Source organism: Kangsaoukella pontilimi, from assembly GCF_009830125.1.
GTDB lineage: Bacteria > Pseudomonadota > Alphaproteobacteria > Rhodobacterales > Rhodobacteraceae > Kangsaoukella > Kangsaoukella pontilimi.
In genome coordinates, this window is sequence record NZ_WUPT01000002.1 from 154,253 (window position 1) to 167,080 (window position 12,828).

Annotated in this window: 11 protein-coding genes and 1 tRNA gene; 7 read left to right on the forward strand and 5 right to left on the reverse strand. The window is 63.8% G+C overall.

Annotated elements, in window-relative coordinates; genetic code table 11:
- The first annotated feature begins 18 nt into the window (after positions 1–18).
- Both GQ651_RS10165 and GQ651_RS10170 read left to right on the forward strand, forming a co-directional pair.
- Positions 19–2,178 carry a sulfatase-like hydrolase/transferase gene (locus GQ651_RS10165; RefSeq protein ID WP_160764151.1) on the forward strand — a complete coding sequence of 720 codons (2,160 nt, stop codon included), beginning with the start codon at positions 19–21 and terminating at the stop codon, positions 2,176–2,178.
- 7 nt (positions 2,179–2,185) lie between these two features.
- Positions 2,186–4,156 carry a hypothetical protein gene (locus GQ651_RS10170; RefSeq protein ID WP_160764152.1) on the forward strand — a complete coding sequence of 657 codons (1,971 nt, stop codon included), beginning with the start codon at positions 2,186–2,188 and terminating at the stop codon, positions 4,154–4,156.
- Between the two features lie 67 nt (positions 4,157–4,223).
- Here GQ651_RS10170 and GQ651_RS10175 read toward each other — a convergent pair.
- From GQ651_RS10175 to GQ651_RS10190, 4 genes are all read right to left on the reverse strand, one after another.
- Positions 4,224–4,299, reverse strand: a tRNA-Thr gene (locus tag GQ651_RS10175).
- A gap of 103 nt (positions 4,300–4,402) precedes the next feature.
- Positions 4,403–5,986, reverse strand: coding sequence for a heme biosynthesis protein HemY (locus GQ651_RS10180; RefSeq protein ID WP_160764153.1), 1,584 nt, complete (start codon positions 5,984–5,986; stop codon positions 4,403–4,405).
- Positions 5,987–5,999: 13 nt separating this feature from the next.
- A complete protein-coding gene (locus GQ651_RS10185; protein ID WP_160764154.1) occupies positions 6,000–7,310 on the reverse strand; it encodes a COG4223 family protein in 1,311 nt (436 codons plus the stop codon).
- Between the two features lie 92 nt (positions 7,311–7,402).
- Positions 7,403–8,092, reverse strand: a complete 690-nt coding sequence (locus tag GQ651_RS10190) for a uroporphyrinogen-III synthase (protein ID WP_160764155.1) — start codon at positions 8,090–8,092, stop codon at positions 7,403–7,405.
- A 71-nt stretch (positions 8,093–8,163) separates the two neighbouring features.
- Between GQ651_RS10190 and tsaD the strand changes: the two genes are divergently transcribed.
- From tsaD to GQ651_RS10210, 4 genes are all read left to right on the forward strand, one after another.
- A complete protein-coding gene (gene tsaD, locus GQ651_RS10195) occupies positions 8,164–9,249 on the forward strand; it encodes a tRNA (adenosine(37)-N6)-threonylcarbamoyltransferase complex transferase subunit TsaD (RefSeq protein ID WP_160764156.1) in 1,086 nt (361 codons plus the stop codon).
- Entirely contained in the window at positions 9,246–10,199 is a 954-nt protein-coding gene (locus GQ651_RS10200) for an NAD(P)H-dependent glycerol-3-phosphate dehydrogenase (RefSeq protein WP_160764157.1), read from the forward strand. Before tsaD ends, GQ651_RS10200 begins: the two co-directional genes overlap by 4 nt.
- 5 nt (positions 10,200–10,204) lie before the next feature.
- On the forward strand, positions 10,205–10,633 hold the full coding sequence (locus tag GQ651_RS10205; protein ID WP_160764158.1) for an EVE domain-containing protein: 429 nt from the start codon (positions 10,205–10,207) through the stop codon (positions 10,631–10,633).
- 64 nt (positions 10,634–10,697) lie between these two features.
- The gene (locus GQ651_RS10210) at positions 10,698–11,081 is read left to right on the forward strand and encodes a DUF1761 domain-containing protein (RefSeq protein WP_160764159.1); all 384 of its coding nucleotides are present in this window, start codon (positions 10,698–10,700) and stop codon (positions 11,079–11,081) included.
- Positions 11,082–11,088: 7 nt separating this feature from the next.
- Here GQ651_RS10210 and GQ651_RS10215 read toward each other — a convergent pair whose 3' ends face one another.
- Entirely contained in the window at positions 11,089–11,796 is a 708-nt protein-coding gene (locus GQ651_RS10215) for an extensin-like domain-containing protein (RefSeq protein ID WP_319637396.1), read from the reverse strand.
- 89 nt (positions 11,797–11,885) lie between these two features.
- Between GQ651_RS10215 and GQ651_RS10220 the strand changes: the two genes are divergently transcribed.
- Positions 11,886–12,800, forward strand: a complete 915-nt coding sequence (locus GQ651_RS10220) for a hypothetical protein (RefSeq protein ID WP_160764161.1) — start codon at positions 11,886–11,888, stop codon at positions 12,798–12,800.
- The last annotated feature ends 28 nt before the right edge of the window (positions 12,801–12,828 follow it).

Consider the following 12,828-nt stretch of genomic DNA (forward strand, 5'->3'; position numbering starts at 1 on the left):
CCGGGCATCGGGAAAATCGTGGATCAGGACCGGAACATCATTCTTATCTCAATCGATGACGGAAACGCCTTCTGGCGCTACCGGAATGATTTCGGTCACGAGCTTCTGACGCCCAACCTTAACAGGATTTTCGACGCCTCGACCGCCTTCACCTCGGCTTATTGTCAGGTGCCCATCTGCGGACCGTCTCGGGCCAGTATGCTGACCGGTCTGTCACCGTGTGAAACCGGGATTTTCGACAATTACACAAGACTCTACCACGTGGTTCGGCCGGACCATCTCTGGCAATTCCGGCTGAGGAAGAAAGGGTACTATTGCTCGACCGCGGGAAAAATCCATCACGCGTTTTCGCCGCAGCCGCCTGAATTGCATGACGTGCTCTATTCTCACAAACCCCGTGCGCTGAACATCGCGCCGCCGCGACGGCGCGAGGTACCCACCAAGAAGTTCGGTGGACTGGGCGGAGGCGCGGCCACAACGGACCCATCGCATGACCGGCTCTACTATGACAGCCAGTCCGCCGATGACGCGATCTCGTTCATTCAAGGCTATGAGGGCGACGCGCCCTTTTATCGCGAGATCGGGTTCCTGCACCCGCATCTGCCTTACAAGACACCTCTGCGCTTCAAGGAGATGTATGACGAAAACGCCTTCGTCCAACCCGAGGACTGGAAGAAGGGGTTCGATCTGGCCGCTTTCCCGCAAGAGTTCATCGAGGAAAATTTCGCGTCCGAGGACCTCGATGAATGGCGAAAGTCCGTGCGCAACTATTTCTCGTGTTACAGCCACATGGACTATCACCTTGGGCGGGTCTGGGACGCACTGATGGCCTCGCCCCATGCGGAGAATACTGTCGTCGTCATCTATTCCGACCACGGCTATCATCTGGGCGACAAGCGTCGGTTTCGGAAATCAACGCTCTACGAAGAATGCACCCGCGTGCCGCTGATGATCTACGACCCCGCCAATCCCGGAGGGGTTGTCGAGGACCCGGTCGGGTTGATCGATATCGGCCCGACGATCCTGGATTACTCTGGGTGTCAGCCTCTGTTCCGCACCCACGGCAGAAGTCTCAGAGGCGCCGTCGAAAGCAAGCGCGGCGACCCCGACCGCGCGATCCCCAGCTTTCAGTTCGGCGCGATCGGCATTCGAAGCGGCCCATGGCGCCTGAACCTGTATCCCGACGGCGGGTCGGAGTTCCACGACGTTGAGGAGGACAAGTGGCTCAGCCATAACCTCGCGCATGATCACCCCGACTACCGTGACACGTTTGACCGGCTCACAACTGTCGCGGTCGAATGGGGTTTCGATCTGGGCTCGACAGGGAAACGCACGCGCCGCGCCTTGTCGGTCAGTATGACGACGGACGCTGGCTCTGCTCAGCAAGCCGGCACCTCGCAGGTGTTTGTGACGGGCACTGCGCGGACCCAAGCGAAAGCGGGGTGCCCAGTTGAGTGTACCGAACTCCTCTCGCCTTTGTCTTCGGGCAGCCGGTTCGAGATGTCGCCCGCAACGCGCACCGTCAAATGGGGCATCGATGGCGGCGGGAAGATCGATAAAATTTCGATCTTCGGAAATTTGTGGGATAACGACATCTCACTTATTTACGGGCACAGCAGGTTCGGCTTGGACATCTACACTGGGCCCGGAAATAACACGATCCTTGCCAGTCACGACCGTGTCTCTGTGCGCTGCGGAGACGGCAACAATACCGTTACCGCGGCCGCCGGCGGCGTCGTTCACGGCGGCGCGGGCTCGGATCACCTGACCGGTGGCAGGGGCGAGACGCGGCTTCACGGCGGTCCGGGCGGGAAGAATACGCTCCGTGCAGGAGATGGCGACGCAACCATCTTCAGTGGCCATGGGCAATCGACGATCCAAAGCGGGACAGGCAACACCCACATCGTCGTGGAAGGCGGCGCCAATACCATCGACGCCCGGCCCGGTAGTTCCCGGCTGACGCTCCGGCGCACGGGCCTGCCGCAGGTCATCACTTGTGGTGAGACCGACCTCCTGATCGACCTCACGGACTGGGCAGAGATCGGCCCTGTCACCCTTGCCGAATGTCAGGACGGTGTTCGGATGGAATGCGGGACCGAACAGGCGCTTGTGGTCGGGGTTCCGGGGGACCGGCTCTCTGCCGCGATTGTCGGCGCTCAAATCATTTATGCGGGTTGATCACGCCATGTCTGCGAAATCCGAAATTGGCCAGGATGCCACCACCACACTGGATGCAGCGGACGTCCCCCAATGGTGGAAAGAGGTCTTTCCCGCAGGCCCCTCGAACGGGTTCTTCCGGCGGGAACATGATCAGGTCATCAGGTTCACCGAACGCAACCCGTCCACCCTGTTCATCAGCGTCGAGCTTTTGCCCGGCCGCGATGACGCAGCTCTGTCTGATCGTGTCACTGACAAACTATGCATCGATCATGGATGGAGCCAGCTTGTATTGCAGGTCACTCAGGACGGTCGCGAGATCGACAGGCTGGAGCGGATCATTTCCGGGCTCACGAACGAAGGGTTGTTCAAACCCTATGGGGCGCTCAAGGTTTTGGGGGCGGGCAAGGCCGGATCGCTCATCCTGCGCCTTGGCGGAGCTCTGACCAAGGCTCAGAAAGTGGCGATATGCCCCGACAGCATACCGTCGAACTGGCCGGCCGATGCCGCGCCGGTGGACCTGTTCTATGACCCTCTGGCAGGACCGCGCCCATCCGCCGGTTCACTGCCCACTGGCAGCGTCATGTTACGGCTGCCAGGCCTGTCCGACGACCCGGTTGCTTCGCTGCAGGACGCGGGGCTGCTGGAGACGGCGATCGGCGGCTGTTTCGACCGGTCTTTGAAAGCCGCAGACTTCCATACCCGGATCCGGGCGAGGAAGCGTCTGCCACTCTATCGCGAAACCCTGCATCGCCTGTCTAGAGCGCGGCAAACCGCACGCGCGAAAGAACGGTGGCCATGCACGCGCGGAAATGTGTGGATGCTGGAAAACCGCGGCGGCAGCTTGCACTATCTGTCCGACCAATGGGGCGGGCGCGTCATCGGGTTCGAGGAGAGGCATGGCGTGACCCTCGCGCAAACGCCGCCCACGATGCGTGGCGTCATTGCCCTGGGGGATTGGTGCGGTATCCCCCGCCCGTTGCCCGAGCGCTTTCCTTGGCACGTTTTGGATGAAACGCTCTCAGGACATGGACCGGATTTTGCCGCGCGCGCCCATGGCGCTCTTCTGGCAAACCATCTCGACTCTCGCGGCACTGCCTTACCGGGGGTTCTTGCGCTCGACCTGCCTCAGGCCGGAAGCACGCTGTCGGACTTTGCAGCAGACAGTACACTGCGCCGCAAGCTGCGCGAGCGCCTGGCCCAAGCGAACGAAGCAGCCCCTTCACATGACAGAACGGTCCATGTCGATCGGGTGATCCTTGGTCTTGGCTCAGGGGCGGCGGACGCGGATGAAGCAGAGATAACCGCGACCTACCGCGATCTGATCGGCTGGCTGGAAGAGGCCATTCCGCAGAACACCGGACAGGGAACGCTTCCTTATTTCGTACTTAGCCAGTCGGCGGGTAGCCGGACGAATGGACGTGCGCCGCGTATCCTGGCCGAGGGCCGCCTTGAAGCATCCTATCCGGCTGGCCGCGTTGTGGTTGCTGGCCCCGCCTATCCCTACGCTCTGATGCCCGACATGCCATCCACGCCGGACCCGGCAGAGCGCCTGCTGATGGACGAGCTGGAGGCGCTCGCCGTTGCCACATGCCAATCAGGTGGCCGCTGGTTCTGCCCCGAGTTGCGCCTTGCGACATGGAGCGGCACCGAGATCACGGCCGCCTTCACATCTCTGACGCCGCTGGTGCTCGATCCCGGGCCGCATGGATTCCGTCTTGAGGACGCGCCTGAGGATCTGGAAATCCTGTCCGCCGAACAGGTCGATGACACCCGGATACGGCTGACCTGCAACCGCGCCCCGGACGAAGCCGGTCTTGCGCTCGCCTATGCGTGGGGATGGTCCAAAGCGGCGCGCGATGGCTATCCCGCCAACCACGGGGCCGTCCGCGACAGTTGGGAGGCTCAGAGCCTGCTGTCACCCGACTGGACGCTCCGTCGCTACGCGCTGGCGGGCGTTGTGCCCCTCATGAGTGAGGACCGCGTCGGCGCCGCGTGACGCAGAAGTCGGTCATCAGGACGCGTTGGGGCGATAAGACACGCAACCAATCTGACTTTGGGAAGAGTGGTGCCGCTGAAGGGACTCGAACCCCCGACCCCATCATTACGAATGACGTGCTCTACCAGCTGAGCTACAGCGGCACTCTTCTGTCTGACCGCCGTTCAGACGGTCGGACGAAAGCTCAGGCGTGGGCCCTTGCAATCCGAGCGGGCAATTAGCAGCCTTTCAGATGCTTGCCCAGATCTAACCTGCAACTTTTTTGGCGTCGTCGCCGCTCTGCTCTGTGTCGGTGTCATCGGTGACGAAGTCGGCCGGAGGCTGATTCACCTCAGTCTCGTCAGGTTCTGACGATGGCACCTCCTTGGCCTGCTCGGTGTTCAGATCGACGACGGTCGCGTCGTCGTCCTGATCCTCGACCGCCTCCGCATCTTCGACTGTGCTCTGGTCCGAAATCTGGCCGACGATCAGCGGCAGCATCTCGGCACCCGAGGGGATAGAGACAGTGTCCATGGCCGGACGGCGCCAGGCGAGCGTATCGAAGCCGCCGCACTTGTCGCAGACCGGGCCCCAGACGCCATGGATCTTCTGACAGTTGTCGCAGACCCATTGCGGATCGCGCGGTGCGGTCAGGGCGCGCGCCAGCCATCCCTTGACGATCGCGTCATCCGCACCCGAGCCACGCTCGATCGCGGCCATGATGGTCAGCGACCGCGCCGTGGGGTCGGTTTCGGGCAGATCGCCAAGCGCCTTGCGGGCCGCCGGAAAATCCTCGGCAGCGATCAGAAGCTCGGCCTGCAGCATTTTCGTCTCGGGGTCGTCGCGATGCATGTTCGTCAGAACGCCAAAACGCTTGACCCGGTCCGCAGGTGTTTCGTCCGGTTCGATCCGTGCGAAAGCACCGGCAAGATCGGGATGCGGCGCGGCCTCCCATGCCTTGCGGATCACGCGGGTTGCGTATTTGGGCTTGCCCTGTTCGACATAGGCATCCGACGCCATGACAGCAGCGGGGATCAGGTCGGGCGACTGCCGGTTCGCCGCAATCGCCTTTTCGCGCGCCTCGATGGACTTGTCATCGGCCACGATATCCGCCGCTTCACCAAGGGCGAGCACCGCATCGCGGCGCTTGTGAACATCGCGCGGCATCGACCCATGCTTCAGCTTGGCGCCAAGGGTGCGCCGCGCCGCCGTCCAGTCACCGGCATCGGCCTGAAGCGTCAGAAGCACATTCTGCGTGTCTTCATGCTTGGGCTTCAGCGCGAAAGCCTTCTCGGCCAGCTTCATGGCGGTGTCGGTGTCGCCATCTTCCAGCTTTTGCTTCATCAGGCCACGGACGCCGACAAAGCGCGTCTTGTCATCGGCCAGAAGGCGTTTGTATGCCTCTTCGGCCTTTCTCCGATCGCCCGCCTGTTCGGCCGCCTGCGCGGTCAGAAGCGTGGTCAGATCGGGCCGGTTCAGATAACGGTCTGCCTTTTCGGCCTTGCTCAGAGCCGTCTTGGCCTCGCCTGAGGCCAGCGCCATCATGCCTTCGGCGAGCGCATCGTAACCCTTACGCTCGCGATTGCGGGCGAAGTAACGGGTGATCGCGGTCTCATCGCCATTGAGGAAGCGGATGAACGCCACGACCAGTCCGGCCAGCTTGAGGAACAGCCAGATCGCGAAGGTCAGCGCCAGAAGCGCGATAACCGAGGCGAGCGGCCCGAGCGTGAACTCGGTATTCGCCACGGCAACGCGCACGCCGCCCTCGGTTTCCAGAAGCATTCCGGCGCCCCATGCGGCAGCGACGACAAAGCCCAGGAACAGGATGATTTTCAGAAGGGACCAAAGCATATCTGTTACATCCTCAGTTTAGGTCTGCGGCGGCGGCAAGGGCGTCAGCCCGAGCGGACGCATCCGCAATCCAGCCATCCATGGCGGCGCGGGCATTTTCCGGAAGCGCGTCCAGCTCGGTTAGAGCGGCGGGCAGGTCACCCGACGACAGCGCCGCTTCGGCGCGCGACAGAATGGCGTCTGGGTCGTTGCCGTCGCGCGGCGCCAGCGACCGCGCGTTTGTCTGGCGCCGTAGGAACGCGGTAAACCGGTCGGCGGCCCCATCCGATTCCGCAACCGGATCGGTTTCGCGAAGCGCGGCACGCGCGCGGTCGGGATAGGTCGCCTGAAGGCTGGCCAGCGTGGCCACACCGTCTTCCGCGACCGCCGACAGCGCTGGCGGCGCATCGCCCAACTCCGATAGAGCATCCGAGAAGGCGGTCCCGTTTTCCAAAGCCGCCATGATATCCGCTATGGCGGCCTGACGGCGCGCGGCTTCGGCCGCGGCGGCGGCATCGGCTTCGATCTGGTCGGCGCGGGCCTGCGCCTCTTCGATCTCGGTGCGTGCGGCCTCGGTTACGGCGTCCAACTCGCTCCGGAACGCTTCAAGCTGCGCTTCCATCGCTGCGGATCCATCCGGTGCGACCGGCGGCGCTGTTTCTACCTCGGAGAGCCGCGTCTCGAAGTCCGACAAGGTGGCTTCAAAACCGTCCAGACGCGCAGCGACGTTATCCACCGATGCCTGAACCGACGAGATCGACTCTTCGAGCGGGCCAAGATCAACCTCGCCTGCCTCGGTGATGATTGGCTCAGGTGCAGAATCGAGACGGTCGCCCAGTGCACTCACCTGTCCTTCAAGGTCAGCAATCTGCTGTGCGACCATGGGATCCGGGCCATCGTCGGTCGGATTGGGCCACCCTTCAGGAACGGCGAAGGTCGCCACGAGGAACCCGATGGCACCGGCAAGAAGGCCGCCGAAAACGAGGCCGAAGGTACCGGGCCCGGAGCTTTGCGCAGGGGCGGCCGCGGCGGGCGGAACGACTGCGGGAGACGGTTCGGACCGGGCCGGAACCACGCCCGCAACCTCGGTCGAGACATCGGCCTCGGTGGTCTCGGGGGTGTCGTTTTGATCCAGCGCGGCATCGGCAGGATCGGTAGCGCCATCATCGGCCTCAACCGTCGCGGTTTCCTCACTGTCAGAGGTCGCTGACACGTCCTCTGTCAATTCCGATTCGGGCTCGGTCGACTGCGACTCGTCCTTGGTGGCATCGCCCTCGGCGGTGTCCGAGTCGGCCTCTACCTGATTTTCTTCGGTCTTTTCTGACGATTTCGTCTTTCGTGCCAAAACAGAACAGCCCTTCTGAAGACGGCCGCTTACCCGGCCAGTTCAACGTAAAGACTCTAGTGCGCAGGGGGGGTGGCAACAAGGCGAGCGCGTCACAAAGACGCCAGAACAGCCTCGGACATGGCGTCAGCCGTCGGTTCGCGGGCGATCTGCACAGTTCCCGGGCCGTTCCATGCTTCCGCGACCGCATCGCTCATCGCAACCACCGAGAGGGGTGCGGTGATTCCTCCGAATTCAGCGATCAGTCGCGCGGATCGGGGAGAAAAGACGGGCAGAACAACCCGTCCTGAACCGGTCAAGAGCCCGCGCGCTGCGGCGGACAGGGGGCGACCGATCTGGTCATAGATCACCGCTTCGTCACAAGAGATGCCCTGCTCGGACAGACGGGCGGCAAGATCCCCGCGTGCATGGATGCCGCGGCAGTGTATGGCCGGTGGAGCGACCCAGCTTGTGTTCTGCAGGAAGTCTTCGACAGTGTCGCCCAGCGCCACGGCATCCGCGCCCGCCGCCCGCGCCTCTGCCGCCGTCCGGTCCCCGACCGCGGCAACGGCTCTTCCCACAAGCTGTCCTTCTCGCGCCAGACGCTCTACCGCGCTGGCCGAGGTCAGGATAATCGTGCGGTACCGTGCGAGATCGGGCAGATCGCCCTCGTCCCGGATTTCGATGATGGGCGAGACGACGGCAGGCAGGCGGCGGCCCGCCCGCGTCTCGCAGAGCGACAGAAACGCTGCCGACCGGTCCGCCGGGCGGGTCATCAGGATTGTCGCGCCCTCGTCGTCCATGGACCGTGCCTTGCTTGTATGGGCTTGCCTTGGGTGTTACCTGCCGGTCTGACCTTGGGCAAGCGTGAGCCATGACCCGCACACTGACCGTTTTGGGGATCGAGACAAGCTGCGACGACACCGCCGCCGCCGTTGTCCGTTCGGACAGGACGATTCTCGCGTCGAACGTGGCCGACCAGACGGCGCTTCATGCGGCATTCGGCGGCGTCGTTCCCGAAATCGCCGCCCGCGCTCATACCGAGAAGCTGGATCACGCCGTCGAAGCGGCTCTGGCGGCCTCGGGTCACGCGCTGAAAGACCTGGACGCCATTGCGGTGACTGCCGGACCCGGCCTGATCGGCGGGGTGCTTTCGGGCGTGATGCTGGCCAAGGGGCTATCGGCGGCGTCCGGCGTGCCGCTTGTCGGCGTGAACCACCTGGCTGGCCACGCGCTGACCCCTCGTCTGACCGATGATCTCGCCTTTCCCTATCTCGTGCTGCTGGCGTCAGGCGGGCATTGCCAGTTCCTGATCGCGCATGGCGCCGACCGGTTCGAGCGTCTGGGCGGCACGATCGACGATGCGCCGGGAGAGGCTTTCGACAAGACCGCGCGCCTTCTCGGGCTGCCTCAGCCGGGGGGCCCGTCTGTCGAGGCCGAGGCGGCCAAGGGCGACCCGGCGCGTTTCGACTTTCCCCGACCGCTTCTCAATCGTCCGGGCTGCGACATGTCTTTCTCGGGCCTGAAAACGGCCGTTCTGCGCGAGCGGGACAAGATCGTGTCCGACAAGGGCGGGCTGACGCGGCAGGACCGATCCGATCTGGCCGCCGGATTTCAGGCGGCGGTGGCGGATGTTCTGGCCGAGAAGGCCCGGCGCGCCATTTCGGCCTATCTGGACCATGCCCCCGAAGCGCCAGCCATCGCCGTTGCCGGGGGCGTGGCTGCAAACAGGACTATCCGCGCGGCGCTCGATAGGGTGGCCGCGGATGGAGGTCTACGCTTCGTCGCGCCGCCTCTTCAGCTTTGTACCGACAACGCCGCGATGATCGCCTGGGCGGGGATCGAGGCGCTGCGGGATGGCTATGACACATCGGAACCGGTGGTCGCCCGGCCCCGCTGGCCACTGGACAGGTCGCAGGCGCCGATGCTCGGCTCCGGCAAGAAAGGGGCCAAGGCATGACACGGATCAGCGTTCTCGGCACCGGCGCATTCGGAACGGCGCTCGCCATCGCACTGTCTCGGGACGGTACTCCAGTCACACTCTGGGGGCGCGATGGCGATGACCTTGCCGCAATGGCGGAGAGCCGGAAGACAGGGCGGGCACTCCCGGATATCGAACTGCCCGACAGTCTGACCCTAAGCGCAGAGATACCTGACGCCGATATCGCCCTGATCGCCGTTCCTGCGCAGGCGGCGCGCGGCTTTTTGGAAGGTCATGCGAGCGCGCTGACCGGTCAGACGCTGATCACCTGCGCGAAAGGCATCGAGCGGAGCAGCGGGCTTGGCCCCGTGGATGTCGTCCGCGATGTTCTGCCGGGGGCGCGCGCCGGCTGCCTCACGGGTCCCAGCTTTGCCACCGACATCGCGCGCGGCCTGCCGACCGCCCTTGTCCTTGCAATGAGCGATGGCGCGAAACCTGTGCAGGAGGTGCTCAATCGGCCGCTTCTGCGCATCTACCGCAGCGACGATACGGCGGGCGCGCAGCTTGGCGGCGCCTCGAAAAACGTGATCGCTATCGCCGCCGGGATCGCCATCGGCGCGGGTCTGGGAGACAGCGCCCGCGCGTCGGTCATTGCGCGGGGCTTCGCGGAAATGGTGCGCTATGCGACAGCGCGGGGCGCGCTGCCCGAGACGTTGCAGGGACTGGCGGGGCTGGGTGATCTTGTCCTCACCTGCACCTCCGAGAAGTCCCGGAATTTTGCCGCTGGCCTTGCCCTTGGCCGGGGCGAGGGCGTGCCCGAGGGCGTCACGGTCGAGGGGCTGGCAACCGCAATCGCCCTTGCAGAGGAAACCGCGCGCGAAGACATCGACATGCCACTGGCCCAGACGGTCGCACTTGTGGCCGAAGGTCGCCTTACCATCGACAGGGCAATCGAGGCGCTTCTGGCGCGGCCCCCCGGAAAGGAGTGACACCAATGCAGTACTGGCTGTTCAAATCGGAACCCTCGACCTGGAGCTGGGACGATCAGGTCGCCCGGGGCGCAAAGGGCGAGGAATGGGATGGCGTCCGGAACTATCAGGCGCGGAATTTCATGCGCGACATGAAAAAGGGCGACCGGGGCTTCTTCTACCATTCGCAAAAGGACAAGGCGATTGTCGGCACGGTCGAGGTCATCGCCGAGGCACATCCCGACAGTTCGACCGATGACGATCGTTGGGAGTGCGTGGACATCAAGGCGCGCCTTCCCTTCAAGACGGAGGTGACGCTGGATCAGATCAAGGCGGACGAGCGGCTTTCCAGCATGGTCCTCGTCAAGAACTCGCGCCTGTCAGTTCAGCCAGTCACCGCCGAGGAATGGCAGATCCTGTGCGGTCTTGGCGGCGTTCCCGACGAAGCATCCTAGCGCTGGATCGGACCGCCCTTCCTTGTCATAGTTTCAGACAGGGAACCTAGGAAAAGGTCTTGAAATGGGACTTTTGAGCGTCGTCGCCGCTGCCGTTGCGGCCTGGATTTTCGGTGCCGTCTGGTACGGTATCATCGGCAAGCAGTGGATGGAGGCGTCCGGCCTGACCGAGGAGACGGTCAACCGGAAGCACCCGGCGCCCTATATCGTCAGCTTCATCTGTACGCTTCTGGTTGCCGGAATGACGCGGCATATCTTCAGCGGCTCCGGGATCGAAACGGTCGGGGCCGGGGTCATATCGGGGCTGGGGCTCGGGCTTTTCGTCGCCGCGCCATGGGTCGCGACCAATGTCATGTTTTCGGAGCGTCCGCGCAGCCTGATCTGGATGGACGGCGCCTATCCCACAATCGGAATGGCGATCATGGGCGCAGTTCTGGTCCTTTTCTGAGACGGTCCTAACGGCACAGCCCCCAGCCCCGCGCCTGCAGGTGGAAATGATCGGCGTGCAGCGCGTTGTAGTCCGGTCCGAGGGTCGTGGCGAACCAACGGCAGGCGCTGTCACGCGTGGCGCGTAGAAACGCCGCCTCCGGCCCGTCGCCCTCCCAGTCCGAGATCAGCGTCAGACGGCGCCCGTCGGCAAGGCTGAAACCAGCAATGTCGATCGCCTCGCCCGTTGCGTGCGTGGACATGCGGCCGCCAGGCCCGGCCATGGTCCGGATGGGCCTGCAGGAATAGCTTTGGAAGTGCAGAATTTCGGAGATCTCGGTTCCGAGAAGGCGCAGCGCGTCCGGTTGCAGACCGTGCCGCTCCCACATGGCGAGCCTGAGGGCGATGGCGCAATCCGTCTCGACAGGGGCTAGGCGCGCGTCGCCCACCCCGGTCAGGCGCACGCGGTCCCGGATGCCGCAGGCTGGGGTATCCGTGTCGACAAGCGGCGGCAGGCTTTGCACAGGCTCCTCGGAAAGCGCTGCAAGACAGGCCGGACCGCCGGACAGCGCCCCGCGAAGTTTCCAGCCGGTCAGGGGGGTTACAGGATCGGATATGACCAATGGCTTTGCCGGGTTCCACGCGTCCGGAAGCGGCGTCTCTGGATGAGCTATCGCAATCGCGGCGGCTGCACCAAGAACGACGCCAGCCGTCAGGACAGAAGACAGCCAACGCACTCGCACAAGAACCATGTCACCGCCCAACTTTCGCCAGAATACCTGTTTTTATTGTGGTCCGATTGGAAACGGCAAGGCTCGGCAGCGCAATGGATCAAGATAAGAACAGCTTCCAGGACCGTCTCAAGAAGATTGAGAAGAAGCAGGCAGAAGCCCCGAAGGCGACCCCCAAGGTCGAGATGGTGGCAGATACCGGACCGTCCTTTGCGCCCTCTTCGGGCGGTGGATCGCCAATCGGAAGCAAGCTATTGATGATGGTCGGCGGTGCGACCCTGCTTCTTGCCGGGGCCGGAATTTTCTTGCGTGATGCCACAGCCCATGACGACGTGACCGCAATGGTCCTGAACGACGGCGAGGCACGCGAGGTCAGCCTGCTGGGCCGAATGCTGGGCGGGTCTTTCGATCCGGACAGCGTCAAAGCGCAGAAACCCATCTATCACCTGCCAGAGGCACCCGATGGCTGGGTGCGCGCCACGTTGAGCGACGTGCGGAAGATTTCCGCGCTCGACCAGCTTCGCGGTCAATGGCCGGAGAATGCGGAAGTCACGCTGGACCAGAACCCCGGTTTTTCCAGCCTGTCGAAGTTCGTCCGCATGAATCAGGTCAAGACCAACAAGACCAAGGCACTGGAAGAGGTGCAGGCGCAGGCGCACTACCTTGCCGGAAATGGCGCGCATCTGCAGGTTCTGCTCAAGTTCCTTCCCGACGGCGAAGAACTGGGCCCGGAGAACGCCGGAACAGCCTGGGCACAGAAGATGTTCGCGGATCGAACCGGCTTTCCCAAGGGCCAGGCGCCTGTGATCACAACCTTCGACGGCCGCCCGGCAATCGGACGCGGGAACGTCGCGCTCGATCCGACCGACACGGCACTGATGCCGATCGAGTTGGCGGTGCCGCTGACGCAAAACAGCTATATCCGCATCATCGGCAAGGCCGCGCCTGCGGATGTCGCGAAGCTGGTCGATGGCGTCTCTGTAAGGGGTCTCTTGGCCTTCGCAGGCTGATCCCAGCCGCGTCAGGAATAAAACGCGC

Bases quoted from the DNA above. Each gene is read 5' to 3' on its own strand.
- GQ651_RS10170 (WP_160764152.1), top strand. From the start codon at position 2,186: ATGTCTGCGAAATCCGAAATTGGCCAGGATGCCACCACCACACTGGAT.
- GQ651_RS10205 (WP_160764158.1), top strand. From the start codon at position 10,205: ATGCAGTACTGGCTGTTCAAATCGGAACCCTCGACCTGGAGCTGGGAC.
- GQ651_RS10210 (WP_160764159.1), top strand. From the start codon at position 10,698: ATGGGACTTTTGAGCGTCGTCGCCGCTGCCGTTGCGGCCTGGATTTTC.
- GQ651_RS10180 (WP_160764153.1), bottom strand. From the start codon at position 5,986: ATGCTTTGGTCCCTTCTGAAAATCATCCTGTTCCTGGGCTTTGTCGTC.
- GQ651_RS10200 (WP_160764157.1), top strand. From the start codon at position 9,246: ATGACACGGATCAGCGTTCTCGGCACCGGCGCATTCGGAACGGCGCTC.
- tsaD (WP_160764156.1), top strand. From the start codon at position 8,164: ATGACCCGCACACTGACCGTTTTGGGGATCGAGACAAGCTGCGACGAC.
- GQ651_RS10220 (WP_160764161.1), top strand. From the start codon at position 11,886: ATGGATCAAGATAAGAACAGCTTCCAGGACCGTCTCAAGAAGATTGAG.
- GQ651_RS10190 (WP_160764155.1), bottom strand. From the start codon at position 8,092: ATGGACGACGAGGGCGCGACAATCCTGATGACCCGCCCGGCGGACCGG.